General features: G+C 70.0%; 27 protein-coding genes. 10 read left to right on the forward strand and 17 right to left on the reverse strand.

The features are described 5' to 3' along the window. Positions 1-107: 107 nt before the first annotated feature. The gene (locus ABZ883_RS34425) at positions 108-515 is read right to left on the reverse strand and encodes a helix-turn-helix domain-containing protein (RefSeq protein WP_360913309.1); all 408 of its coding nucleotides are present in this window, start codon (positions 513-515) and stop codon (positions 108-110) included. Between the two features lie 185 nt (positions 516-700). Between ABZ883_RS34425 and ABZ883_RS34430 the strand changes: the two genes are divergently transcribed. Both ABZ883_RS34430 and ABZ883_RS34435 read left to right on the forward strand, forming a co-directional pair. Then, a complete protein-coding gene (locus ABZ883_RS34430; protein ID WP_360913311.1) occupies positions 701-1807 on the forward strand; it encodes a Gfo/Idh/MocA family oxidoreductase in 1107 nt (368 codons plus the stop codon). Between the two features lie 211 nt (positions 1808-2018). Further along, complete coding sequence (locus ABZ883_RS34435; RefSeq protein ID WP_360913313.1) at positions 2019-2228, forward strand: hypothetical protein; 210 nt, start codon at positions 2019-2021, stop codon at positions 2226-2228. Between the two features lie 254 nt (positions 2229-2482). Here the strand turns inward: ABZ883_RS34435 and ABZ883_RS34440 are convergent, their stop codons facing one another. After that, positions 2483-2881 (reverse strand): VOC family protein, encoded by a 399-nt coding sequence (locus ABZ883_RS34440; protein ID WP_360913315.1) that lies wholly within the window; start codon positions 2879-2881, stop codon positions 2483-2485. Positions 2882-2975: 94 nt separating this feature from the next. Between ABZ883_RS34440 and ABZ883_RS34445 the strand changes: the two genes are divergently transcribed. The 3 genes from ABZ883_RS34445 (at position 2976) to ABZ883_RS34455 (ending at position 5607) form a co-directional block, all read left to right on the forward strand. Continuing rightward, the gene (locus ABZ883_RS34445; protein ID WP_360913317.1) at positions 2976-3965 is read left to right on the forward strand and encodes a YafY family protein; all 990 of its coding nucleotides are present in this window, start codon (positions 2976-2978) and stop codon (positions 3963-3965) included. 44 nt (positions 3966-4009) lie between these two features. Continuing rightward, entirely contained in the window at positions 4010-4282 is a 273-nt protein-coding gene (locus tag ABZ883_RS34450; protein ID WP_360913319.1) for a DUF3253 domain-containing protein, read from the forward strand. 239 nt (positions 4283-4521) lie between these two features. After that, positions 4522-5607, forward strand: a complete 1086-nt coding sequence (locus ABZ883_RS34455) for a hypothetical protein (protein WP_360913321.1) — start codon at positions 4522-4524, stop codon at positions 5605-5607. Positions 5608-5832: 225 nt separating this feature from the next. Here the strand turns inward: ABZ883_RS34455 and ABZ883_RS34460 are convergent, their stop codons facing one another. Continuing rightward, on the reverse strand, positions 5833-7719 hold the full coding sequence (locus ABZ883_RS34460; RefSeq protein ID WP_360913323.1) for an ATP-binding cassette domain-containing protein: 1887 nt from the start codon (positions 7717-7719) through the stop codon (positions 5833-5835). A gap of 341 nt (positions 7720-8060) precedes the next feature. Between ABZ883_RS34460 and ABZ883_RS34465 the strand changes: the two genes are divergently transcribed. Next, a complete protein-coding gene (locus ABZ883_RS34465) occupies positions 8061-8441 on the forward strand; it encodes an HIT domain-containing protein (RefSeq protein ID WP_360913325.1) in 381 nt (126 codons plus the stop codon). A 160-nt stretch (positions 8442-8601) separates the two neighbouring features. Further along, entirely contained in the window at positions 8602-9879 is a 1278-nt protein-coding gene (locus tag ABZ883_RS34470; RefSeq protein ID WP_360913327.1) for a hypothetical protein, read from the forward strand. A 92-nt stretch (positions 9880-9971) separates the two neighbouring features. On the opposite strand, the gene ABZ883_RS34475 is transcribed toward ABZ883_RS34470, so the two are convergent. The 4 genes from ABZ883_RS34475 to ABZ883_RS34490 all read right to left on the reverse strand — a co-directional run bounded on the left by ABZ883_RS34475 (position 9972) and on the right by ABZ883_RS34490 (position 13845). Continuing rightward, positions 9972-11045 (reverse strand): class I SAM-dependent methyltransferase, encoded by a 1074-nt coding sequence (locus tag ABZ883_RS34475; RefSeq protein ID WP_360913329.1) that lies wholly within the window; start codon positions 11043-11045, stop codon positions 9972-9974. A gap of 121 nt (positions 11046-11166) precedes the next feature. After that, positions 11167-11787, reverse strand: coding sequence for a TetR/AcrR family transcriptional regulator (locus ABZ883_RS34480; protein WP_360913331.1), 621 nt, complete (start codon positions 11785-11787; stop codon positions 11167-11169). Between the two features lie 238 nt (positions 11788-12025). Next, positions 12026-12826, reverse strand: a complete 801-nt coding sequence (locus ABZ883_RS34485; protein ID WP_360913333.1) for an SDR family oxidoreductase — start codon at positions 12824-12826, stop codon at positions 12026-12028. Positions 12827-13083: 257 nt separating this feature from the next. After that, positions 13084-13845 (reverse strand): SDR family NAD(P)-dependent oxidoreductase, encoded by a 762-nt coding sequence (locus ABZ883_RS34490; protein WP_360913335.1) that lies wholly within the window; start codon positions 13843-13845, stop codon positions 13084-13086. 165 nt (positions 13846-14010) lie between these two features. Here ABZ883_RS34490 and ABZ883_RS34495 point away from each other — a divergent pair, with 165 nt between their 5' ends. Further along, positions 14011-14916: a helix-turn-helix transcriptional regulator gene (locus tag ABZ883_RS34495; RefSeq protein WP_360913337.1), complete on the forward strand. Its 906-nt coding sequence runs from the start codon at positions 14011-14013 to the stop codon at positions 14914-14916. Between the two features lie 150 nt (positions 14917-15066). Here ABZ883_RS34495 and ABZ883_RS34500 read toward each other — a convergent pair whose 3' ends face one another. Then, entirely contained in the window at positions 15067-15663 is a 597-nt protein-coding gene (locus ABZ883_RS34500) for a TetR/AcrR family transcriptional regulator (RefSeq protein WP_360913339.1), read from the reverse strand. 100 nt (positions 15664-15763) lie between these two features. Between ABZ883_RS34500 and ABZ883_RS34505 the strand changes: the two genes are divergently transcribed. Next, entirely contained in the window at positions 15764-16195 is a 432-nt protein-coding gene (locus ABZ883_RS34505) for a VOC family protein (RefSeq protein WP_360913341.1), read from the forward strand. Between the two features lie 97 nt (positions 16196-16292). On the opposite strand, the gene ABZ883_RS34510 is transcribed toward ABZ883_RS34505, so the two are convergent. Beyond that, positions 16293-17156: a hypothetical protein gene (locus ABZ883_RS34510; RefSeq protein WP_360913343.1), complete on the reverse strand. Its 864-nt coding sequence runs from the start codon at positions 17154-17156 to the stop codon at positions 16293-16295. Between the two features lie 283 nt (positions 17157-17439). On the opposite strand from ABZ883_RS34510, the gene ABZ883_RS34515 reads away from it, so the two are divergent. Further along, positions 17440-17919, forward strand: a complete 480-nt coding sequence (locus ABZ883_RS34515; RefSeq protein WP_360913345.1) for a hypothetical protein — start codon at positions 17440-17442, stop codon at positions 17917-17919. 161 nt (positions 17920-18080) lie between these two features. Here ABZ883_RS34515 and ABZ883_RS34520 read toward each other — a convergent pair whose 3' ends face one another. From ABZ883_RS34520 to ABZ883_RS34555, 8 genes are all read right to left on the reverse strand, one after another. Then, on the reverse strand, positions 18081-18740 hold the full coding sequence (locus ABZ883_RS34520) for a hypothetical protein (protein ID WP_360913347.1): 660 nt from the start codon (positions 18738-18740) through the stop codon (positions 18081-18083). Between the two features lie 614 nt (positions 18741-19354). Continuing rightward, entirely contained in the window at positions 19355-20239 is an 885-nt protein-coding gene (locus ABZ883_RS34525; RefSeq protein WP_360913349.1) for an NlpC/P60 family protein, read from the reverse strand. 207 nt (positions 20240-20446) lie between these two features. Then, positions 20447-20719, reverse strand: coding sequence for a hypothetical protein (locus ABZ883_RS34530; RefSeq protein WP_360913351.1), 273 nt, complete (start codon positions 20717-20719; stop codon positions 20447-20449). Positions 20720-21340: 621 nt separating this feature from the next. Further along, positions 21341-21787, reverse strand: a complete 447-nt coding sequence (locus tag ABZ883_RS34535; RefSeq protein WP_360913353.1) for a hypothetical protein — start codon at positions 21785-21787, stop codon at positions 21341-21343. A gap of 116 nt (positions 21788-21903) precedes the next feature. Then, the gene (locus ABZ883_RS34540; protein WP_360913355.1) at positions 21904-22842 is read right to left on the reverse strand and encodes a hypothetical protein; all 939 of its coding nucleotides are present in this window, start codon (positions 22840-22842) and stop codon (positions 21904-21906) included. A gap of 268 nt (positions 22843-23110) precedes the next feature. After that, positions 23111-24010, reverse strand: coding sequence for a twin-arginine translocase subunit TatC (tatC, locus tag ABZ883_RS34545; RefSeq protein ID WP_360913357.1), 900 nt, complete (start codon positions 24008-24010; stop codon positions 23111-23113). A 192-nt stretch (positions 24011-24202) separates the two neighbouring features. Beyond that, positions 24203-24475: a Sec-independent protein translocase subunit TatA gene (gene tatA, locus ABZ883_RS34550; RefSeq protein ID WP_360913359.1), complete on the reverse strand. Its 273-nt coding sequence runs from the start codon at positions 24473-24475 to the stop codon at positions 24203-24205. Between the two features lie 196 nt (positions 24476-24671). Next, positions 24672-25091: a hypothetical protein gene (locus tag ABZ883_RS34555; RefSeq protein WP_360913361.1), complete on the reverse strand. Its 420-nt coding sequence runs from the start codon at positions 25089-25091 to the stop codon at positions 24672-24674. Positions 25092-25252: the final 161 nt, after the last annotated feature.

Below are 25252 nucleotides of genomic sequence, written 5' to 3' on the forward strand. Positions count from 1 at the left end.
AGAGGAGGGCAATGGGCACCTCCCGTGCCGCGGCCCGCAAGGGGGGCCGTCGCGGGCCGCGCCAGGCCGCACGGCAGGCGGGGCCGGACGGTCGGGGTTGCGGGGCGTCAGTCCCGCGCCGCGTCGTAGTCGACGCGGGACCGGTTGATCTCCTGGGCGTGGGCGTCGGCCCAGCCGGCCAGGGCGCGGACGACGTGGAGCAGCGAGAGGCCGCGTTCGGTGAGTGCGTAGTCGACCTGTGGCGGGACGGTGTGGTGCACGGTGCGGCAGACCAGGCCGTCACGTTCCAGCGCACGCAGCGTGGTGCTGAGCATTTTCTGAGTGATGGGCCGGGTCAGTCGCCGGAGTTCGTTGAACCGGTGGGACGACTCGCCGAGTTGGCAGACGACAACCACGCTCCACTTGTCGCCGATCCGCTCCAGCACGCTGCGGATCAGGGGGCGGGACTCCTCCCGGCATTCCGGGGCCCCATGGGCCGCTTCCGACCGGATCTCTTCTGCAGTTACCGCGGCCACGGTTCCCTCCGGGATACCTGGGCACTTCGAAGTGCTCTCTTGTCGCTGTCGGCTCGGGGCACGACGCTCGACCGTGAGCAGTCGGCGGTGCCGGAGCGCATCGCGCGTGTCCCCCCACTGTAAAAGCCACGAGGCGGTGACCGGAGACCCGCGGCGGATGGTCAACCACGCACAAGGAGAACCCCATGAAAACGATCGGTGTAGGCATCATCGGCGGCAGCACCACAGGCTGGGCCGCGATCTCGCACATCCCTGCCATCGCGGCGTCCCCGGCGTTCGAGCTGCGCGCTGTCAGCACCTCCCGACGCAGCTCGGCGGAGGCGGCGGCGGCGCAGTACGGAGTGGCCGCCTACGACAATCACCAGGCCCTCCTGAACCACCCCGGCATCGATCTGGTCGTGGTCGCGGTGAAGGTCAGCGAGCACCTGGAACTGCTCACGGCCGCCATCGAGGCCGGCAAGCACGTCTACAGCGAGTGGCCGCTGGGCAACGGACTGTCCGAGGCCCAGCACCTCACGGAGCTCGCGGAGAAGGCGGGCGTGCGCAGCGTCGTCGGCGTCCAGGGCCGCTACGCCCCGCAGGTGCGGTACGCCCGGGACCTGATCGACGGGGGGTACATAGGCCGGGTGATCGGCACCACCATGGTCGGATCGGGCATGGTGTGGGGCCCTGAGGCTCCCACCCGCAAGGCGGCCTACTTCTACGACGACGCGAACGGCGCGACACCGCTGACCTCGCCGTTCTCGCACGCTGTCGACCCGCTGAACCACATTCTGGGGGACTTCGCGTCGCTGAATGCCCGTCTCGTGGTGGGCCGCTCCGAAGCACGGATCGCCGAGGACGGCGGCACCGTCCCCATCACCGCGCCGGATCAGGTCGCCGTGATCGGGACCCTCGTGAGTGGCGCGGCCGCCTCGGTGTTCTACCGCGGCGGCACCTCGCGGGGCGACAACTTCCGCTGGGAGATCAACGGCACCGAAGGCGATCTGATCATCACGGCGGACTGGGGCAACATGCAGGTCGCCGATCTCTCCCTGGCCGGGGGCCGTGGCGCTGACACCACCGCGGCGCCCCTGGAGATCCCCGCACCGTACTTCGGCGACGGCCTGTCCGCCGACCTCTCCCGCTCCATGGCGGGCAACGTCGCCCGCCTGTACGCCGACCTCGCCCGCGACCTCTCGGGCGGCGGCCGTACCGTCCCCGACTTCCGCCACGCTCTGGACCGGCACCGTCTCATCGACGCCATCGAGCGCGCCTCCGCCACCGGCATGGCACAGACCCCTGGCTGGTGACCGACTCGTCGGAGGACCGGGCGGTCGGTGGACGACAGGTTCCGTTCACAGGATTCCGAATCGCGGGTCGCGGCAGGGTGTCCTGCGTGATCCGGTGAGGCGAGCAGGCTGCCTCAGTGCCATTGGGAGGACACGATGCTGCTTGACGGTGTGATGCTGCTGTGGTTCATCGAGGTGGCTGCGGCCGCAATGGCCGTCACCACGTTGATTCGTGATCGTCGCGGAGTTCAGCGGCCTTTTCGGCGCCTTCATGTACGTGCTCAACAGACGCGAGCCGCGCACCGGCACACACGAGCAGTGCGTCGCAGCCCGTAGCAGCGACCTTCCCATGCGGGCCGACGGCCTGGTCCGCCGTGGGCGTGCCCTCGTGCGCCAGGTCGCCTCCGCAGCCCTCGTCGGCGCCGCGCAGACTGTCCGGTGAATGGCGCCTCGCTGTGCCGGCCGGGGCCGATCGGACAGGTATCCCGGGCCCGGAGCGTCACGCGGGAGACGCACCGGCAAGTCGGTCGGCGTGGTTGCGTCGGCAGTAGGGCCGTCAGCCGGATCCGGCTGACGGCCATGGCGTGCAGGGCGGAGTTCGGCTGTCGGCCTCCTGCTCGTGACAGCCGGTGTCGTCCCACGTCCACGCCTACAGGGGGCGATGCCGAGGTGCAGGCGGGAGGGGGCCGTGGGGTCTCAGCGCGCGAACTTCTCGATGGCTGCCGGGGTGACGGGCGTGAAGAAGTTGACGAGGTTGCCGTCGGGGTCGCGGAACAGCAGTGACCGGTTGCCCCAGGGCATGGTGGTGGGCTCGGTGACGAAGTCGGTGACGACGCCGGTCAGGTTCTGGTGGACGCGGTCGACGTCGTCGACGAGGAATTCGGTGATGACGCTGTGGTTCTCCGCCGGCCGGGCCGAGCCCGGGGCGAACAGGGGCACGGTGCGGGTGCCGGCGATGGCGAGGGTGGCGCCCGCGGTCGTGAGTTCGGCGAAGTCCTCGGTGGCCCACGTCGCCCGCACCCCGGTGGCTTGCTCGTAGAACGCGACGAGGCGGGCGACGTCGCCGGTGATGATGCGGATCGAGACGAAGTCCATGGGAATCTCCTTGGCTGTGCTTGAGGCGTTGCATGTCGCAGGCTAGGAGAAATAGAGGACAGAATCGGTCCGGTATTCGCGCTAGGCTGTGGATGTGTCCCGCCCCACTGTCCGCGTGCTGACCCTCCTGGAACTTCTGCAGTCGGGCGGCACCCGTACCGTGGCGGAACTCGCCGACCGGCTCGGAGTCGAAGGGCGCACGGTGCGGCGGTACGTGGACCAGTTGATCGACCTGGACGTGCCGGTGGAATCGGTGCGCGGCCGCTACGGCGGGTACCGGCTCGCGCCCGGATACCGGCTGCCTCCGCTCATGCTCAGCGACGACGAGGCGCTGGCCGTGCTGCTCGGCCTGGTCGCCGGCCGCCGGGGAGGCCTGACGACGACGGAGCGCACGGCGAGCGAGACGGCATCGGCGAAGATCCGGCGAGTGCTGCCCCAGCACGTCGCCCACCGCCTCGGCACCCTCCTGGAAGCCCTCGCCTTCACGGATCAGCCTGGTGAGTTCGACACCCCGGACGCCGAGGTCCTGCTCACCCTCGCCGACGCGGTGCGCCACCGCCGGCCGGTCTCGATCCGCTACACCGACCGCGACGGACGGCTTAGCGAACGCCCGCTGCACGCGTACGGGATCGTCGCCCATGCGGGCCGGTGGTACGTCACGGGCAAGGACGCCCGGCTCGACGAGGACCGGACCTTCCGCCTCGACCGCATCGCCGACGCGCGGACCCTGCCTGGCTCGTTCGAAGCACCCGAGGACCTCGATCCGGCACAACGCCTCATGACGGCCTTCGCCACGGCCGAGTACCGGCATGAGGTGACCTTGCGGATCCACGGCACCGTCGCACAGATCCGTGCACGCCTCCCCGCCGGCGTCGCGAGAGTGGAGGAGTACCCGCCCGTGGCGGGCGAGGACGAGGCGGCCGAGCGCTGGCTGCGCGTCGAGCTGCGGGCGGAGCGGCTGGACTGGTTGCCGCCGGTACTCGCCGCACTGGACCGGCCGTTCGTCATCGAGCGCCCCGCCGAGCTGCGCGACCTCGTCACCGCGCTCGCCGATCGCCTCGCCTCCTGCGCCCGTGAGGTCTGACGGCGAGGAAGCGCCGGCAGGGTCGTCTTTGCGAGACTGGTGGTGTGCGGCGCGGCGAACGGCAGATGGACGAGCGCCTGGAGCGAGCCATCCTGGAGCTGTTGGAACGTCGTGCCCCGACCGCGACGATCTGCCCCTCCGACGTTGCGCGGGCGGTGTACGAAGGGGACGACGACGGCTGGCGGGGGCTGATGGAACCGGTCCGGTCTGCGGCCCGGCGGCTGGTGACCGCCGGCGAGGTGGAGATCACGCAGGGCGGCCGTCCCGTCGATCCGGCCGAGGCCCGCGGCCCCATCCGCATACGTCGCCGTCGCTGACCGGCGATGTATGGGGGGCGTCACGGAATGTCGGGCTGCGGCGGGCCGGGGCGGCGTCCCGCCCGCCACACCGCGGGGTGGCGTCGCGGTGAACGGTCGGGAGTGAGGGAGAAGCGGGTGGGTGTTGATGTCCCGTGGGCGTCACGGTAGGGCAACCACCCATCTGCGGGGGCGGGATGCCGGTGGGCGGGGACGCATGATGGTGCCGGTAGGGGGACGGCTGAGGGGGTTGTGGAGCGGTGGAGTTCACGGTTGAGCGGACGTTGAGAAAACGCGGGTCGTGGTGGGTGGGGTGGGGGCTGGCTCTGCTGGCGGGCTCGCTCCTGTGGCTCGTCGCTTCTGGCAGCCCCGAGCCGGGGCAGGGGCTTTTCGCGGCGTTGTCGGTGCCGGTCGCCGGGTACGGGTGGAGCCAACTGCGCAGGGCACGGCAGCCGTTCCGGCTGCGGATCGACGCGTTCGGGATCACGCTGCACGACGCCGTACTGCCCTGGGGGCAGATCAGCGCGGTCTCCCTGTGGTACGAGCAGCCGGCGGACAGCGACACCACGCCCCCCAAGCCGCGGCTGCGGCTGTGGACGGCGCCGGGTGTGACGCTGCCGCGCAAACCGGACCGCGGCCGGGACGCCCTTGACCGCTACACGCTGCTGAACTGCGCGGACCTGGACCAGCACGTCGGGCATCTCCGTGACGCGCTCGCCCAGTACGCCGGCGACCGCTTCGAGACGGCACCGCGCGCGGTGCGGCCGCCGATCCCCGTGACGGTTGCCGGGCCCGAACTGAGCGTCCCCGGCGGGGAGCGGACCTTCACCGCCGACCTGGGCGACGGCCGGCGGACGCGTGTCTGGACGATGTGGGCGCTGCTGTTCAGCGCGGTGTTCGTGTCGGTGTACGTGCTGGTGATCGTCTTCCACAACCGACTCGGCAGCGATTCGGCCATCGGGATCCCGGTGACGGTGTCGATGCTCGGCACTCTCATCTGCTGGATCCAGGTGCGCCAGTCCTACGTCCGCTGGCGCAAGCCGATGGAGCTCCGGATCGATGCCACCGGCATCGCCATGCGCGAGGTGGCCAACCCGGGGAACTTCTTCCGGTGGAGCGACATATCCACCGTGACGGTCGGGCGGCCGCCGTACAGCCTCGACCCTCGCCCCTGCCTGACGGTGTGGGCGCTGCCGGGTGCGCATGACTCGGATCACGCCCGGCATCTGATCGGCGGTCACCGCGGCTACGTTCTGGACCGGATCGACAGGCTGCCCGGGGGCGCGGAGGCAGTGATACCGGTGCTGCGGGCGTATGCGGGGGAGCGGTACGCCGAGACGGCATGACCGCCGCGGCGAGCGGACCGGCTCTGGAGCGGTCGACCGGTCGCTGTGCCCGGCGCCTTGCGGGCCGAGGCGCCGGACGACGCGGTCGGCGCCGCGTCGTCCTTGTCGATGGGCACCAGGTCCTTCGTGTCGGTCGGTGAGGGCCGTGGAGACGTCATGACGCGCGGTGCGTTCGCCGGCGTCGGTGGTCATCACCCACGGAGCGGGACCGAGGGTGAAAGGGCGTCAGCGGTGGTGGGACAGTTCCAGGAGTTCGGCGAAGGTTCCGCCGGCGTGGACGAGGTCGTCGTGGCGTCCTTGTTCGGTGATCCGGCCGTGTTCCATCACGATGATGTGGTCGGCGATCTTGGTGTTCTCCAGGCGGTGGGTGACGACGATCGTGATGCGGTCGGCGGCGATGGCTTTGATCCGCTCGAAGATCCGGTGTTCGCCGCGGGGGTCCATCTGGGAGGTCGGTTCGTCCAGGATCAGCAGGTCCGGGCGCCGGTACAGGGCCCGTGAGCAGGCGATGCGCTGCCATTGACCGCCGGAGAGTTCCGTGCCGCCGAAGATGTCGCGGGCCAGGAGGGTGTCCAGGCCGGCGGGGAGCTCTTCGACGGTCTCGCGCAGCCCGACGGCGTCGACGGCCTGCCACACGGGTGTGTCGTCGTGGGTGCGGGGCTGGCCGAGGGTGATGTTCTCGCGGACCCGCAGCGGCCACTGGGCGAAGATCTGCGGCACCAGGCCCGTGTTCGCCCATACCGAGGCGGGGTCGATGCCGGCCAGGTCGGTGCCGTTCCATGTGACCTTGCCCTTGTCCGGCAGGTAGATCCCGGTGAGCAGCCGGGTGAGTGTGGACTTTCCCGAACCGTTCGCGCCGACGATGGCGAGGATCTGGCCGCGCCGCAGGGAAAGGGAGACGCCGTCCACGGCGGGCTTGTCCTTGCCCGGGTACTGGAAGACGACCTCGTCGAGGCGGATCTCCTCGGTCGGCGCGGTGTGTGTGCGCCGGCCGCGCTGGGGGGCGCGGGCGGCGGCGTCGTCGAGGAAGGCCTGGAGGTCGCCCAGGTACAAGCTGGTGTGGAAGACGGCGGCGCCGTTGACGACCACCTGGGAGAGCGCGGCGAGCGTGGTCTGCACGGCGATGACGGCGGTTGCCGCGACCGCGAGTTCGATGCGGCCGGACACGGCCAGCCACGCCAGCGCGCTCCAGGTCCCGACGAGGAAGACGCCGCCGGCCAGCGCGGCGAGCAGGGCGATCCGCAGGGTACGCGGCGCGGCGGCCAGGGTGCGCCGGTCGCACCGCTCGGACAGGGCCCGGTACCAGTAGGTGAGGTAGTCGGTCATGGAGTTGGCGCGGACCTCGTCCGCGTACTTGGACTCGGTCGCCCACCAGCGCATCATGCCGCGCACGTTGCGGTCGGCGATGTTGGCGTAGTGGATCTCGTAGTCGACCCGGGCGGTCAGCACCGCGCCGACACCGGCTGGCAGCACCGCCAGCAGGAGCGGCGGCAGCATCAGCGGGTTCAGCACGGACAGCACGCCGCCGGCGGTGATCATACGGATCAGCGCGGACAGGAACCGCTGGGCGTCGGTGACCATGACGTGCGTGCGGATCACCCCCATCTCGGCCGCCTCGTGCCGGTCCGAGAAGCCGTCCTGCGCGTACGCTGCCGCCTCCACCCGGCACACCGCCTCGACCAGCGCGGAGTCCGTCTCGGTGGTCAGCCGCGGGGTGATCCGCCGCTCGGCGTACGTGGCCACCGCGCCCGCCGAGCGGCTCAGCGCGGCTGCGAGCGCCACCAGCAGCAGCGCCGGTAGGGCGTCGCGCAGCCGCTCGCCGGCGCTGCCGTGGCCGAGGACGGGCTCCATGGCGCGGGCGGTGGCGGCCAGCAGCACGGCGGCGGCGACACCGGTGACCGTCTGGCAGCCGAGGAGCAGTTGCACCGCGCGCCGGTCGGTCCGCCACGACAGCCGGGCGATGCGGCCCAGGACGGAGGGGATCTGCGCGCACATCCGCCGGAAGGAGACCTCGGCGAGCGGATTGACGGAGTACTGCCCGTTGTAGGTGATCTGCGCGGGAGGTGGTGGAGGCGGTGGTGTCTGCTGCTGGTTCGTGGCGGCCGAAGTCAACGTGGTTCTCCCCGAGGGTCGTCCGGCGTGGTCGTGAGGCCCAACGAGCCGCTCCGCGAGTCGAACTGGTGTGTTTCAGTCGTTCCCTGACCCCGGGCACCGGGCGCGTGTCGGAGGGTGGAGGATGCACCGACCCGTCTCCCGCAACAGGAGCACGGGGAAGAAGGATTGGCCGAATCGCCGACGGTGCCCCGCCGAGCGAGAGCTGCCGGCGGTCCCCACGGACCGGACCACTCGATCAGGTGATGGCCGGGATCGGCACCGATCCGGCACGCCGGCCGGCGGCAAACTGTGGCGTGGGGGACGCCCGGCCGCTGGTGGACCACGGAGAGGAGCCGACAGTGGAGACGGGTGCGGGTGTTTCCGACTTCTACTGCCACCAGGCGCTGGCCGGCCGGGTGTCGGTGAAAAAGGTGGCGGAGACGGACCACGCTCTCGCGTTCCACCACACCAACCCCTCGTTTCCGGTGCACATCGTGGTGATCCCGAAAGAGCACGTGCCGTCGCTGACCGACCTGGGCGGCGCCGGCGAGGACCTGCTGACGGAGGTCGTGCACCTGGTACGCACGGTGGCCGCACAGGTCGAACGGGAGCACGGCTCCTGTTCGGTGACCACGAACGTAGGGCTGTACCAGGAGTCCAAGCACCTGCACTGGCACGTGACCTTCCGGGGCGAGACCGACGAGCAGGTCCTGGCCGCCTACGGTCACCACGACGGCTGAATCATGCGGAACGCCGCAGTACCCGGGTCCGACAACACAACCGGACCGCGCGGGGCTTGAGCCCCGTCTCCGCTGCCTTCTCGGGCAGCGCCGCGTGTCCGTTCGGGTAGTCGTGCTGACGAGCCATCGGTTCCCGCGCCCGGATCAGTACAGTTGAGGCATGGGCCATCTTTCCGAACCGATGGCAGCCACGGCGAAGGAGCGCGTCCCCAAGCCCGTGCGGGCCGACAGCGCGCTCACGGTGGCTCATCCGGGCACCCCCGGCGGCGTACTCGCGATGCAGCGGACGATCGGCAACCGGGCCGTCGGGGCGATGCTCGCGCAGGCACGCCCGGCGACCGCGGTGCAAAGAGCCGATCCGCCCCACGACAAGCCCGACCCGGCGGCACCCTACGTCGCCCACCCCGCAGTGCTCGCCGACTGCGCCAATCTCCTCACGCGGCTGTACGCGACGTTGAATCCGGCGACGCTCGCCGTGCTCCGGCAGTGGAAGACGCTCGCGATCGGGGCGGTCGTCGATCCGGACGATCCGGACGTGACGATATATCACTGGACTGCCAGCGGGAACTGGAACGATCCGGCGGTCGCGGCCGCGCTCGCCGGGCTAGGGGTGCGGCGCTGGGACGCGGACGCGGCGAGGCAGCCGCGTGGTGCGCAAGGGGCACCGGGCGATGCCGAGCAGCGCCTGATGTCCGGGGACCACACACTCAAGGCCATCGCGGTGTCCCGCCCGCCCTGCCCGGACTGCGCCGCGGCGCTGGCGGACTACGGCCACGAGCACGGGCAGGTGCTGCTCTCCGTCGTGACCCCGCCGGTGGAGCGCGAACAGCAGGCCCGGGCCAAGGCCGCCGACGCGATCAGGGCCGCGGCCGACCGGGTGCGCAGGCAGCTGGAACTGTACGAGGGTGAGCACGAGGTCCAGGCCGCCCTCATCAACGAGCCGTCCTTCACCGGCTTCGCGGGCTACTGGACGAACCACCTCTTCAACCGCGACGTCCCGCCGCCGACCATCTGGATCAACGCCTACGGTTCGCTGCTGGCCGTGGAGTCAGCACTCGCCCGCGGAGACATCAGGGAAGCGACCGCGCATCTCATCCGGGCGCGCCGGCAGCTGCTCGTCGCGCTGAAGACCTACACCACCTGGAAGGACGGCATCGAATCGGCGGGCACGAAGGCGGAGGTGGCGATCGCCGCAGTCGCGGTCGCCGCGGTCGCCGCTGTCGTCGCCGGGCCGCTGGTCGTCGAATGGCTCGGCCAGCTGTTGGGCGAGGGTGCCGTCGAGGCGAGCGCGGAAGAGCAGGTGGCGGCCCGCATCGCGGAAACCATCGAAAGTTCGGACGCCGCCTTTCTGACCGCGGAGGAGCAGATCGCCGAGGCCGAGATCCAGGCGGACGCGCTGGCGGAAGCCAACGAGTTCTACGCGACGCTGGGGCATTGACCGGGCGACCGTCCGGGGCGCGGGAGGCCATGGCGAAGGCCCGTGAGGGCGACCCGCGGCTGCGGCGGTGACACGCCCGCGGTGTACGGCAGTCAGCGCTTTACCTCGTAAACCCGGCTGACGAGCCCTTGCGTTGCCAGTTTCCAGCTGCCCAGGCCGGCCCTGCTCGCGATATCCCGCATAGCCTCCTCGCCTGCGTGGTTTCCCAAGGCTTCAGGCCCCTTTTGCGCCATCGCGGACGGCAGGCACAGGGCAGTGGACAGCCCCGCGAAAGCACGGCCGACCGGGTTGATGTTGCCCTGGGGTTGATGCGAGGTATTCGGTTCCACGATCATGCAGGTCCCGTCCTGTGCCAAAGCCTGCTCGGCGCGGTGCAGCACATCGCCGGGATTTCCCATGTCGTGGAGGCAGTCGAAAAAGGTGATCAGGTCGTACGTAGCGCCCGGGAAGTCGCCGACTGTGGCGGCCTCGAAGGACACGCGGTCAGCCAGACCGTGTTCCGTCGCCAGTTTTCGTGCCGCCTTGATCGACGGCTCGTGGAAATCAAAACCGTAAAAGCGGGATTTCGGGTAGGCCTCGGCCATCAGCAGAGTGGAGTATCCATAGCCGCAGCCTACGTCCGCTACCGACGCCCCATGCTCCAACTTGTCCACGACGCCGTCGAGGGACGGCAGCCATTCAGCCACCAGCGATGCTGCGTACGTGGGACGGAAGAACGCCGCAACGCCCTCGAAGAGCGCATCGGAGTGGTGCTGCCACCCCACATCCTGCCGCCCGCGGAATGCCTCCACCAGGGCGTCCTCCGTCGCGTACAGGGCCTTCATCAAGGCGAACAGGCCCCCGGCGTAGGCAGGCGAAGCAGGGTCGGCGAGAACCGCCGCGTGCTCGGCCGGCAGGGAATAGGCGTTCGCCTCCGCATCGAAGAGCACGTACTCGCCTGCGACCTGGGTGTCCAGCCACTCCCGCACATATCGCTCGACAAGACCGGTCCGCTCGGCCAGCTGTGCTGAGGTCATCGGCCCTGCCCCCGCCATCGCCGTGTACAGGCCGAGTCGCCCTCCTATCGAGGTCGACAGTCCGGCAACGGCGGCCGCGCCATCGCCGACGACGCGTCCCAGAAATGCCATCACCGCGTCCGGATTTACAGCCCCAGAACCCTGTGTCATGACCGTAACCCTCTCCGTGTGCAGTGCTTCGCCACACGATAGAAACGGTAACAGCGGTATTCGTTAGGGGCATTTGCTCCCGAGCGTCCCCGGTCGAGGTCGAGGTGGGCCGGGGAGTGCGTCAGTCGCTGCCTTCCGGTGGGGTGTCTTCCAGGAGCGTGCGCAGGAGGCTCTCCAGGCGCCCGGCCAGCTCGTTGGGATCCGCTTCGACCAGTGCCGTGTTCCCGATCAGTTTCCGCATCAGCCACACACCGGCGATCAGTGACAGCGCGAGCGCAGAACGTTCCGATGTGTTTTCGCCTGTCATCAGTCCGGTGAGGTGCCGTTCCACATGCCGTTCGATGCCCTGGCGGGCGATTTCGGCGGTTCGTGGATTGGACGCGGACCGCAGCATCAACAGGAAAGGGCTCAGTTCCTCGGCCTCGGGCGCGGTGCGCTCCACCAGCGACCGCGCGATGTCGTGGACCAGGGCCGCCGGATCGCTGCCCACCACGGTCCGCGGGGCGAAGGTGCTGTCCACCACCTCGGCAAACAGTTGCTCCTTGGATCCGAAGTAGCGGTTGACCATCATCGCGGTGACGCCGGCGTCCTTCGCGATGTCCCGCACGCCGGCAGTGTCGTAGCCGAGCCGGGTGAAGGCCTCCACAGCGGAGGAGAGAATCGCCTCGCGGGTCGCTGCCGCGTTACGGGACCGGCGGGGGGCGGCGGGCGGCGGCTCGTGCCGAGGCGATTCGTTGTCCACGACACGAGTGTAGTGAGGCAGAAACGGCGGTCTACGGTCGTAGAGCAACGAGGTTGTCCGCGGCCCGTGCCGCGATTCGGCCCGTGGGGCAGGACTCCCCAGCGGGCCACATCCGCGCCGTGCAGTCGGGCGCGGACGCCACGCGCCCGACCGACGCACGGAGCGACCGTGCGGGCCGCCGCGCGACGCATCCCGAATCCGGGAGCCATTCGGCGGGCGGCCCGCATTGGTGCCCCGCTCAGAACGCTGAACGGATCAGTCCGCCATCCACGCGGATCGTGGCTCCGCTGATGTACTCGGCGTAGTCGCTGCACAGGTACGCCACGGCGGCGGCGATTTCGTCAGGCTTGCCGAAACGCCCGTGGTCGTTCGGAATGAGGGCCTCAACCGCGTTCGGCTGGACTTCCTCCCAGGTCTGCCCCCACCCGCGGGCGGGACCGAGCGCTGTGACGAACTCCTTCGTCGCTTCGACGAGGATCGCGCCGGGCGAGACGACGTTCGAGGTGACGCCGGTGCCCTTGAGGTCGCGGGCGAGCGACACCGCGAGGTTGTGCCGAGCGGCCAGCGTGGCGTTGTACTGCGGATGGGTGTTCATCGGCTGGGAGGCGAGACCGCCACCGATCGTGACGACACGGCCCCAGCCGCGTTCGCGCATGGCCGGAACCAGATGCCGGATCATCCTGACGCCCGAGACGACATTGACGTTGTAGGCGTCGGTCCACTCCGCCGGACTGGCCTCGGCCCACGACAGATGCCGGTAGAAACCGGCGTTGTTCACGAGGATGTCGACAGGACCGTCCGCGGTGGCCGCCTGGGCGACGGTGGCGGCGCCTTCGTCTGTGGCCAGGTCACCCAGCGCCGTGCTGGCGGTGCCTCCGGCCCGGCGGATGCCTTCGGCGACCAGCTCCGTGCGGTCCTTGTCCCGGCCGTGGATCACGACTGCGGCGCCCTCCGCCGCCAGCAGTTTCGCGGTGGCCTCGCCCAGGCCGGCACTCGAGCCGGTGACCAGGGCGCGCTTGCCCTCGATATTGAGGTTCATTCCTTGCTCCCATACGGATTTCTCCCGCGCCGCAGCGCGGGGAGGTCGTGCTGCACCACTAAGTATACAGCTGTAGACTTGAGTGTGTTCCGCGTGGGCATCCGGCACAGGCGATGGCCCCCGGCCGGGTCGCTCCTCGGACAACGCCCCGGTAGTGGAGCCGACCGGTAGCCCGGCTTCGCGCCGCTGGACGATGCGGTCGGCGAGCCGTCCGACGGTCCGCAGGTTCTTCGCTCAGGCGCCGACGCGTACGGACATCAGCTTTGGCGGCCGGGGAGCGTGGCCAGGGCCTTGGCGCGCTGTGCGACGAGGCCGTCGTAGGTGCCTTCGCGTTCGGCCCAGCGGTGCTTGAGGACGCCCTTCACGAGGATCTCGTGGGGCGTGGGGTCCTGCGAGAGCAGCTGTACGACCTCGGTGGCGAAGGCGTCGAGCGGCAGCGCGTGCGGGTTCACCTTTTCCTGGCCCGCTGACGCGACGGCCGGAGGCACGAGCTCGACGACATCGACACCGGTACCGGCGAGCTGCGCCCGTAGTGCCTCGGAGTAGGCATGCACCGCGGCCTTCGAGGCGGCGTAGCTGGGCATAGGGGGGAACGGCAGGAAGGCGATGCCGGACGTGACCGTCATGAACGTGCCTGCACCCCGCCGGATCAGATGCGGGGTGAAGGCGTCGATGACCCGGATGGTGCCGAGCAGGTTGGAGTCGATCGTCGTCCGGGCCGTCTCGAAGTGCGCGGGGTCGCGCAGGTCCTCCAGGAGCATGACGCCCGACATCGTCACCACGGTGTCGAGCTCGGGGTACCGGGCCAGAACGGCGTCGCGGGACGAGGTGACGGAGAAATCGTCGGTGACGTCGATGCCGAACGTGCCGAAGCCTTCTCCGGCGAGTTCGGAGAGCGCCTGAGGCTTACGGCCGGCGACGGCCACAGTGCTGCCCGCCGATGCGAACCGGCGGGCCAGCTCCCGGCCGATTCCCGACGTCCCGCCGACGACGAGCACGGTGCGGTTGGGGAGATCCACGAGATCTTCCTCTTTTCAGATCAGGGCGCCGATGGCTTCCCGGCCCGCGGCGCAGATGGTTCTCCTGGAGTCTTGGTGGCATCCGCGCCATGGGGCAGGACCCCCGTTGTCCCTGGTCCTGTCAGGGCCCCCTATGGGACACGCGCACCGGATTACGGTGGCGGTATGAAGGAACAGGATTCCGACAATCGGCTCGGCCGCTACCTCCGGGCCCGGCGTGAGCTGGTGTCCCCGGCACAGGCGGGACTCCCGCCCGGCGGCAACCGACGGGTGCCCGGACTGCGCCGCGAGGAAGTCGCCCTGCTGGCCGGGATCAGCCCCGACTACTACCTTCGCCTGGAACGGGGCCGGGACAAGAACCCCTCGCAGCAGGTTCTTGAAGCCCTCGCCCGCGTCCTTCAACTCGACGACATCGAGCAGACGTATCTACTCGGCCTCTCGGCGGCACGCCCCAAGACACCGCGCCGAAAGAGGCCCGAGCATGTACCGGCGCGAGTGCACCAGCTGCTCGCCCATCTCCAGATGCCCGCTTTCGTGGAAGGGCGCGCGTTCGACGTCCTGGCCTCCAACCCCATGGCCGTCGCGTTGTCCCCCCGCTTGCGGCCCGGCGAGAACCGGCTGCGTTCCCTCTTTCAGGATCCTGAGGAACAAGCCTTTCACCAGGACTGGACGAAAGCCGCCGCCGATTTTGTCGCTGCCCTGCGCACCACCATCGGGGACGACATCGACAACCCCCGGTTCGTCGAGCTCGTCGGAGAATTCGCCTTGTCCAGTCAGCGGTTCCGCACTCTTTGGGCCCGGCACGACGTCCGCAGTCTGGACGGGGGAACGATCACGGTGAACCACCCTGTCGTGGGTGAACTACGCCTTCACCGCGACAAACTCGCCATCGATGACGTCATCCTCGTCGTCTACTACCCCGACAAGGGCAGCGACAGCGACGAGAAACTGCAACTCCTTGCCGCACTCTCACCTGCCGAGCCCGCCGGCACTGCCCCCGACAGGCCGATCGACGACCCCCGCCGGGTGGAATGGCGAGGCGCGGCACCGCATCGATCGGCCACTGACTGACGCACATCAGGCCGCGCCGTCCTGCTACCTGGTCGGTTCGTGGCTGATGGGGCTGGTCTCGGTGGTCGTTTTCGTTGCGGCGGTGGCACCGCGGTAGCTGTTGAGTGGGATGTTCCCGCGGGACCGGGTGCTGACTGCGGGAGCCTGAGGTCAGCGTGGGCGCAGGCCCTCGACCAGGGTTCTGACCGCGCCTGCGACCAGATCGACTGTAGGTCCTGTTCCTGCCAGTCCGTGCCCGGCCACGAATGCGAGCCCGTGCAGCATGGCGAGCACGGCCGTATTCACGGCGTCGGTGTCGGCAGCTGCGATGTCCCCGGTTTCGGCGGCTTGGCGCAGGAGTTCGACCGCCGGGGCGAAGGCCCGTTCGTTCGCGGCGATCAGGTGTCCGGCGTCGGGCCAGGTCTTGGACGAGAGCATCAGGGTCATCAGTTCGTCGTTGCGCTGGGTGAAGTCGACGTAGGCGCAGGCGAATGCCGTGAGTCGTTCGGTGAAGTCGCCGCCGGTGTCCGTCAGGGCTGATTCGATCCGGGCCCCGAGTTGTTCGTAACCCTGCTCCACGAGTGCGGACAGCAGCGCCTGCTTGTCCGGGAAATGCCGGCGCGGGGCGCCGTGGCTGACGCCCGTCCGCCGGGCGACCTCGCGCAGCGACAGGGCGTCGGCCCCGGATTCGGAGAGCAGTGTCTGCGCCTCGGTGAGGATGGCCGCGCGCAGGTTTCCGTGGTGGTACTGGTTCGGGCCGGTCGGCATGGGTCCACGGTACCAGCAATGTTGACAGCGACTACATTGGCAATGTAGTCGTTGACTACTTCGTTGAGTGCGATCCCCTTCCCAACCAGGAGCGTGACCCATGACCACGACCATCACTCCGCGCCACCATCACGTCAGCATCTCGGTCGGCGACCTCGACCGTCAGACGATCTGGTACCAGCAGGTCCTCGGGTTCGAGACGATCATCGAGCAGTACGAAATCCCCGAGCCGCCCGTGCGCACCGCCGTCCTGCAAGCCCGCACGGGAGCCCGCGTCGAGCTCATCGAGCGCGCCGGCTCCATGCGTCCGCGGGTCTTCGCCGACCCTCTGGATGCCTGCCGCGAGCAGGGCTACGGCCACTGGGCCCTGGAGGTCGACGCCCTGGACGCGGTATTCACGGCGCTCACTGCCGCCGGCGCGCAACCGGTATGGCCGCCGGCCGACGCCGTCCAGCCCGGAGCCCGCTTCGCCTACGTGAAGGACCCCGAGGGCAACCTCATCGAGCTCATCCAGCCCCCGGCCGCTGCCTGACCCCCGAGCGTCGGCGACGACCGCATTCACGGAGGACGTGCCCGCCGGGCGCCGGCCAGGACGGTCGTCGGGCCGATGCGGGTCTCGAGCCTGACTTTCAGCGTCGGCCTGAGTTGCTTCGTGCCCACAGTGCGGCCCGGACGGTACTGTCCTGGATGTCCTGCTGGGGCAGTTGAAGGCCGAGTGCGTCGTCCAGGGCATGGAAGTACAGATCGAATGTGTCGATCAGTTCTGGGTGGTCGAGTTCGGCGCGGCGTATGGCCTGGTTGAGGAAGTCGAGCCGGCCGCCGCGGTAGTAGGGCGCGCGGCCTTCCTCGTACCAGATCAGTTCCAGCGTCCCCCCGCCGTCGTCGACGCTGCGCCCGTCGCGCGTGTAGTGAAAGCTGTAGATGGCCTTCGCGGAGGTGGCGTTCAGCCCCACGGTCTCTGTGACTCCGAGCCGGGAGAGAGCCCCATGGTCGGCCCGGAAGGCCGGTGGCGTCTCGTGGTACATCAGGAACACCCAGTCGCCTGCCTGCCCGAAGCAGCAGGACTCCCAGGCGATCTCCGAGTAGTCGCGGCCGGAGCCTTCCAGCCCGCGCAGGTCCGACAGGCGCATCCCGGCGGCAATCTGTTCCGGGTCGGCTCCGTGGAGCAGGGCGATCTGTTCGGCGCTGACGTCCTTGCCGCGGAAGAAGGCAAGGTGGGTGTAGGGGTCCTGGTCGCGCCACGTGTCGGCGATCCAGGCGAGGCGTTCCAGCGGGTCACGTCCGCACGGCTGCGACGTCTGCGTTGCGTCCATGCCGCCACTGCGGAACCTCCTTCCCCACGCAGGGTCGATCCGGTCCATCATCTCCGCCTGCTCGGTGACGAGATTGGTGGCCAGGCCCAGGGTGGAGGAGCGGACATGCTCGAGGACGTCTTTCTGGGTGAGGTATTTGCAGCTTCCCGTCGGCGTCCATGGCGTGAGGACAGTCGGCACAGTGGCCGGAATCGCTGCGTGGGGGCGTGCTTGTCATGGGTGGTTCGGGTGTTGGTGTGGCTTGGTGGGCTTTCCGGCCCGTATCCGGGACCGTGCGGCCGTCCACGGGCCGACGGTGAGGGGAAGCCCGTAGATGTCGACGCGCATGGCCCGTTTGGGCCTTCGGCCATCCGTCGGCGGGGCGTCGCAGGTGCGTTGGACAGCTTGTCGTCACCTTGGCGACGACCTTCTCGACTAGCTTTGTTACGCAGGATTTCGGGGGATCCAGGCGGAGGGGGAGTCTGTGAGTTCCGACGACGAGGCGGGACCCTACAAGAGGCTGAGCGTCAACTTCGCACCGCCCACGACGTTCCCGGCGATCGGGTTCGGCGTTGCGGCGTCGGTCCTGGACGGCATGACCTTCGGCGGTTTCCTGTCCGCATTCGCGCCGGCACTGGTGGTCGGAGGGGGAAACGCCCTCACGACGCGTCGTGCCGAAGCCGCGGGGATCAAGGTCGCCTCCTCGTTGCGCTGGCCGCCGACCCGTAGGCCACTTCTCGCCGTCATTGTCTACTCGACCTACTTTCTCATCACGGTCTTGGTCAACGCGGTCGCTCTTCCCGTTCTGGCCTGGCTGTGCGGACTTGTCGGCTTCGACACCCCGACCACCGGCTCAATCGGCACCACCCTGGCCGCCGCTGGCACGGTGTCCCTTGCCGCAGTCATCGGAGACAGGATCCCGGAACTGAGCCTGTTCGCCGAACGGAAGGGCAACCGGCCCTGACACGCCTTCGCGGCTGCGTCGCAGCCGCCGCACGTCTGCGGTCTCCGGCGTGGACCGCTTTGGTTTTGTGCTGCGCGCTGTGAGGCGCGGCGGGGGAGCGGGGCCGGCGCATGCGAGCGGCCGATGGACCGATGACCGGCGTAGGAGGCTGCCGGGGGAGGTCACGTGCCGAGTAGCTTGGCCAGATCCAGCAGCTGGTCGACGCGGGGAAGTATGGTCGAGGGCTTGACCTTGCCGTGCCATATTCCCACGAGGAAACGTCCGTTGACGCGCCACAGCGGTGGCATGACTCCTGCCAGATGTGCGTTCATCAGCTTTTGCGTGAGGAGCCGGCGCCCTGCGGCAGGGTCGTTGCAGCGGACCTGGAAGCCCCGGTCGAAGGCCTCGTGCCCCGGCGCGGCCGGCTTCCGGCCTGCCGAGCGAGCCAGGCGGGCAGCCGCGCCCCGCCTTTTCACACGCACGTCCGGGTACCGAACCGGAAGCGGGAGGACGACCACCATCAGGACGTCCACCTCGCTTTCCGTCCCCCACTCGCTGGGCGACTCCCGGATCTTGCACCACCAATGCGCGACCAGCAGATGGCGGCCACGCCGGGCGCCCTCGAGCTGGAGTACCACCCGGCGCTCGATCCCCTGTTCCAACTGCTGGGTCCATGGGCCCCCACCGCCGACCTGGTACGCCCAACCTTGAGCCGCCGCCCATTCACTGAGTCGCTTGCGGTAACGGCGATCTGCCACCGCGCCCAGGACAGCGGCCAGCACCAAGAGCCCGACGATGCCGACCGCTATGAACACGAACAGCTCCGTATTGGAGAATTTCACGCTGCCCCCAACCCCCGGTCCCACGACCATCGTCGTGGCGGTACTCGGGGGTGTCCAGCCATCCGAGGAACCCGCTCGGTCGTGATCACGTGTGCCACCGCGAGATTACAAAACCGGTGTGCTTTGCCCTGCGGACATGTCTGCTGCCGTGATGCGGGGGCCGCCGGTCCAGGGGGTTGCCTCGGCATCCGGCTCTGCGTCGATGCGCCTCCAGCCGGTCGGGACTTGGTGGTTGTGGGGCGGTTACCGCTGCTCTGGCAGGAGCCGCTGCGCTGATTCCTCGGCGGTGCACCGGCGTTCGTGTGCCGTTCCCTCTCGCCATATGTCCCGTCCGTGTGCGGTGACGACAGGAACGTCCGGGCACGTCGAGGCAGCGCATACCGGGGCATCGCCTTCGAACTCGTCGATCGCCAAGTGGCAATGCGTTCCAGCGGGTGGTCTCATCGCGTGGCCGGGGACGCCCGGATCCGCTCCGTGGCGTCCCGGTCCGCCGTGGGCGGGTTGCTCCGCGCGGTCACTGGCATCGGAGCCCGTGGCTCGTCCAAGTCGTTGGCGTAGACCTGGCGCTGCGGGCGCCGGTGGCCGCGGGTGGCGGCGACCGGCGCCCTGGTGCGTCACGGCTTGGGCGGCACGGTGTTGCAGTCGGGGACCCCGTCGAGCCAGGCGGGTCCCTGGATGTAGATGTTGGTCATCCAGGCCTTGTAGTCGGGCAGGTAGGCCCAGACGTCGTTGGAGTAGCCCTCGGCCTCGACGAGTTCGGCGTGCTTCTGGCACTGCACGCGGATGGTGGTCGGGCCGGGGAAGGCGTAGACGCGGCCGGCGCCGAGCGAGGGTGCCTGCTTGGTCCACACGCCGCTGCCCCAGGTGCGGTGGATGTGGCCGGTCACCGTACCGGTGTTGACGCGGACGGCGCCGTAGTAGTCGCCGCCCAGGCGGACGTCACTGACCATGAGGCGGGTGCCGGACTCCTTGGCCTCGACCATTTTGCCTGCGCCGAGGTAGATGGCGATGTGGTGGAGGTCGTCGGAGCGGCCCCAGGCCAGCAGGTCGCCGGGGAGCAGTGGTGCCAGGCCCTGGGCGGCGGTGAAGCGGTTCGCCGCGCGGTGGGTGTAGTACTGGGTGCTGGCGGTGCCGTTGAGGATGTCCGAGCCCGCCGCTCGGGCGTAGGCGTGGCGGACGAGGCCGGAGCAGTCGAAACCGAGGCGTTCGGGGTCGTGTGCGCTGTCGGGGTCGGTCGGGTCGATCTGGCCGTAGGTGGCGCCGGGTTGGGCGCCGTGACCGCCGCCCCAGGTGTACCAGGTGCCGGCCGCCACCTCGGCGCAGGCGGCGGCGATGGCGGCTTCGGCGGCGGCGGAGGCTCCCGGGGCGAGAGCGCCGCACGCGGCGGCTTCCCGTTGCGGAGCGTGCCGCGGGCCTGCGGCGGCGGTCGTGGCCGGTGCGGCGAGGAGAAGGGCGAGAAGGGCGATCAGTGTGTGGACGACTCTCGTCCGGTAGGTCATGCCGGAGTCCCCGTTTTCTGGTGGTGTGCGGAACTGGTCGGACAGCAGCCTGGTGGCCGCGCCCCCGGCCCGTCGAGGTGCGAGGCGTCGCCCCGCTGTGCTGGGCAACGGGAAACCTTCGGGAAACCTCTGCCCACCTGGGAGTACGGCCGTCACCTCCGGCGGGCTCGCGGGCGTCCGGGCCCGCCCGCAGCCGGCAGATCGCTGTCAGCCGGGCCTGCGGGTCGAGGTCCGGAGCCGGACGGTGCCGTCGGTGCTGCTGGCGGCGAGGGTGCGCACCGCGCCGGTGCGGCCGGTGATGATGGCGAGCCGGCGGTGGGTGGTGGCCTTCCGCAGCCGGACGGTCGAGTCTTCGCCCGCGCTCTCGAGGAGGCGTCCGGCGGGGCTGGAAGGGCCTTCGCGGTCCGCTCCGGCAGTTTCTTCGAACGGCCGCGTGATCGGGTTGATGGTCACCGGCAGCCACCGGTCGGCCCCTGGCATCGGGAACTCACCGCCGTGGCGCCGGGAGGGGACCGGCGTGCAGCAGGGACGGCTCACCCGCGCCGGACGGCGCGACGAGCATCGGCACCCGCTGCGGAGCCGTTCGAAGACCCGCCCGATCAGAGCGGCGGTCGCCCGTTCCCGGCCGAATACCCACGCCGAGTTCTGCGGCACGAGCGCCGGCAGTCCCCGGCATTGCGTGCCGGTCCCGTCCGCCTGGTCGCATGGTCCTGGCAGCTGTTGCGGCGGCGCGCGCTCGGCGAGGCGGGGCACCTGCGGTTTCGCGTCCAGCACTTGGTTGCAGAGCCCCGCTCGATCGTGCTGAGGCAGTCGTTGCTGCAGTGGCTCTTGTGGGCCGGGTCGGAACCGGCAGGCCCCGGGTTCTCCGCGTTGTGGTGGTCTGTTTCGGTTGCGTGGCGTGGGTCGGCCACGATGTTCCCCGGGGCAGTACGGCCGTGCCGCGGCGCACGGCAAGGCTGCCGGGGAGACGACCGGGGCATCCCGGCGTTTCTTCGGCGTGCAAAGACGCACGTCCGAAGCCGCGTCGGCGGCTTCGGACGTGCGTCGCTGCGGTGTGTGCCCCCAGGTGAGAGCGGCGCCCCCGCTCGCCGGCCGGGCGGATCAGGTCAGGGTGGCTCCGCAGCCGCCGCTGACCCACTGGTGCGAGCGGATGTTGTTGTCCACGACGTTGCCGTCGGTGAACTGGTTGTCGGACAGGTTGTCGGCGTACAGCTCGCCCGGGTACAGGCAGGTGTGGCCGCCCTGGTGGTTCTCCAGGTAGAAGAACTTCACGATGGACAGGCTTCCGGTGTAGCCGCGGTTCATCACCGAGGATGCCCGGTCGTTCGCGGCGCCCCAGCTGGAGCTGTCGCCGGCGGCGACGACGAGCGGGCTGCCGTTGCAGTCGTAGGCGTCCCAGGCGTACATGTTGCCGTTGCGTGCGCCCCACTTGCTGTCGCACACGGTGCCGGCGACGGCGCTCTCGGCGGCCTGCGACGTGGCGGCCGGGACGGCCACGCCCAGGGCGGTGAGCCCGATGAGCGCAGCTGAGACGGTGAACTTGCGCATGGTGGTTTCCCTCGTTTCTCGATGGTGCCCGGTGGTGGTGCGCCGGCGGGGCGGGGCGTCAGTTGCCCGTGTGGTGCCCGCGCCGGCAAGGCGGGGCGCTTCGGCGCGCGAGATGGTCAGTCACGCTCCGGAACGATGCGCACCGCCCGGTCGTAGGCCTGCCGGCCGAGACGGCGGTAGGTGTCGATGTCCTTGACGTACCGGTCGGGCAGGTGGTCCAGGTAATGCTTCTCTCGGGCCGTGGCAACGGCCCGCAGGCGGGTGCGGCGAGCGCAGCCGGCGTCCGCTACGGCGGTCCGGCGTTCGGCGGCGAAGGACTCGTCGGCGCGGGCCGCGCCCCGTCGTACGGCCGCCGCCCGCACGCCGTCCTGCGCAGCCTGGGGGTCGGGGTAGGGTTCGCCCGCCTCACGCATGCACGCGGACCACCCCCGGACGGCCGCGGTGAGCTGCGGGTCCTTCATCAGCCGCCCGGCGTAGAGGTAGTTGGCGCTCAGCGCGGTCTTGCTGGTGCGGAACCACTCGGCGGGATCACCGTAGAGTGTGCGCTCGGCTTCCTCGGTGCAGCCGCCGATGCGCTTGCGGATCTCGCCGCCGCCCGGCATCGGGGCGGTGAGCATGCGGGCGCTGTCGCCGCCGTCCAGGGCCTGGTCGAACAGGGCGCGGCGCGTGGCGGGCAGGTTTTGGCGGTAGGTCCCGTTGACGTTGCGTTCGCGCAGCCGCGCGCTCTTGGTCTCGATGCGGCTGCCGTAGCCGTAGACCTCGGCCCATGCCGGGTCGTCCTGGACGAAGCGTACGGGCCGGCTCTCCTGGAGCGTCAACTCGCGCTCCTCCTGGTAGACGAAGCCCTGGCGCCCCATGCACCGGCTGGTCAGCCGCTGGAGGGCGTCGTTGACGCGGGCCTCCTCCCGCCAGGTCAGCGCCGGTGTGCGCACGCCAGTGTCCTGGCGGGTTTGTCCGTGGGCGTCGCCGGCGCCGACACCGCTGTCACCGCAACCAGTCACTACGGCGGTGGCGAGCGCGGTCACCGCGCACCACGACATGAGCGCACGTCTCATGGATCCCGATTCCCCCTGCCACCTCATGGCTCCGGATCCCCGGTGCCGCCCGGTCCCCCGTGCGGCACCGGAGAGGGCGCCCCCTTGCGTTGCCGCCGGCCACGGTCGTGCCGTATGCCGACGGGACACAGACTTGTGGCGCCGCCCGCCGGGGTCGACGGGTTTCCCGTTGCCCTCCGGCCGCCGGGCCGGGAAACGGGGGGTGAGGTGGGGGAACGGGGCGGGGGAGGCAACGTCGGCCGGCAGCCCGGCGGAGGGAATACCGACGTCAGCCCGGACGCGCGGGCGGGGGCTCGCCGGCGGTCGCTGATTCCGTCTCGCCGATGTCCTGCGGTGCGGGGTCGGGGTCGCCGGGTTCCGCTGCGTCTCTCCGGGCCTTGCGCCGGTCGTTGAGAAGCGACAGGACAACGGCGGCGAAGTAGAGCACCCAGATCGGCGCGGCCAGCGCCAGCATGGTCAGCGGGTCGGTGCTCGGTGTCGCCACGGCCGAGAAGGCGGTGATTCCTATGATCACGCCGCGCCACCAGCCGATGATCCGCCGGGCGGACAGTACTCCGGTGAGGTTGAGCATCACCAGCAGCAGGGGCATTTCGAAGGAGAGGCCGAAAACGACCGCCATGCGGGTGGCGAGGTTGAGCAGGTCGTCGAGCGGCAGGAGGTTGTCGACGCCGTGCGGGGTGAAGTGGATCAGCACCGTCGCGGTCGTGGGGAGCACCTTGTAGGCCAAGACGGCGCCGCCGAAGAACAGCGGGACGCCCGCGCCGGCGAACGCGTAGGCGTATCTCCGCTCGTGCTTGTGCAGGCCGGGGGCAACGAACGCCCACAGCTGGTACAGCCATATCGGCGAGGCGAGTACGACGCCGGCCATGAAGGACACCTTCAGCGCGAGGGTGAAGGGTGAGAGCAGGCCGTTGATGGTGATGTGCGCGCAGGTGGTGTGTGCGGTCCGCTTGGCCAGATCGGCGAAGGACGTCGGGCAGCCGACCGAGTCCAGTACCGGCCTGGTGGCGAAGTTCACGATGCCCTTGTAGTGGAAGGCTGCGGCAATCGTGACGACCAGGATGGCCAGGACGGCCTTGGCGAGGCGGTTACGGATCTCACGAAGGTGCCCCGCGAGCGGCATCCGCCGCTCGGGATCCTTTTCCTTGTTGCGGGCTGATGGAGGCACGCCACGTCCTCGTCTCGTGCGGCGGACCGGGGACTGCCGGTCCTGCGTCAGTGCGGTTGACCATGGCGCCGGTTGCGGGTTCAGATGGCGGTTGGTCCAGGCCGGAACCGCGGACGGCGTTGCGGGTGGAGCGGGAGCGCGGGAGGCCAGTGGGCCGGCAAGGCTTCGGCCAGGGGCGCCGATTGACGGGGCTCAGTCTCGGCGGCCGGTCGTGCTGTCCGTCGGCGCGGTGGCTTGGGGAGCGTCCGGGATCGTCCCCGGCCCCGGTCCGGGTGCGGGTTCAGGCTCGGGGTGTGGCTCGCGTGAGGCGCCGTCGTCGTGCATGGCCTTGGTCTCGCTCTTGAGGATCCGCATGGACTTGCCCAGCGCCCGGGCGGCGTCGGGTAGTTTCTTCGAACCGAAGATCAGAACGAGCACCGCGATCAGGATCAGCAGGTGCCAGGGTTCCAGTGCATTGCGGAACATGGTCACACCATTCCTTCGGACGTGTCGGGTTTCATGCCCGCCTCGGTGGTCGTGCTGCTTGTTGCTGCGGGGCAGTAGTGGGAACGGGGGCGTCCGCGGTGCGTCGTGTCGTGCTGCCCCGCGCATGTCCCCGGCGCTCTGCGGGCGCGCAGGGCCTCGGCCGCTGCCACGAGAGTTGTCGTCCCGTTCGCCTGATTCAGGTTCCGGGGCGGCCGGCGGCTGTCCAGGCGGCGTATTCCTGGCGGACGTAGAAGCGGCAGGTGGGGGCGGGTGCGGTCGTGTCGGGGTGGTGGGGGCCGGCCACTTGGTCGGGATGGCGGCGGTCGTGCAGGAGGAGTTGTTCGGCGGTTTCTGCGGCTGCCGCAAGGGGGCCGGGGCGGGGGTCGTCCAGGGCCATCCGGTCCATGAGGGCGGCCCGGCGCAGCAGTCGGGCCCGTTCGGCGGCTGTCGCGTTGGCCGGGGGGCGGGTGACGGGTCGGGCTTGGCGGCCGTCGCGTTCGGCGTCGAGAGCGAGTACTTGGTGCATCTCGCGATGCAGATCGGGCGCGTTCGTGTACGCCTCGCGCGCGGGTCGGGCGCCGATGTCCTCGTGGCGGCGGTTCGGGGTGACGTCCACGGTCACCACTCCGCCGGTACGCAGGGGCCGGCGCTGCAACGTGGAGACAGCACCCTGTCGTGGTCGGGGGCCGGTGGATGCGCCGCGGACCGCAGGGGGACCGGGCCAGTGCCGGGGCGGCCGTCGATGGGGCAGGGGCCACGGGTCGCAAGGGCCGACGC

The organism is Streptomyces sp. NPDC046977 (assembly GCF_040644455.1).
Lineage (GTDB): Bacteria > Actinomycetota > Actinomycetes > Streptomycetales > Streptomycetaceae > Actinacidiphila.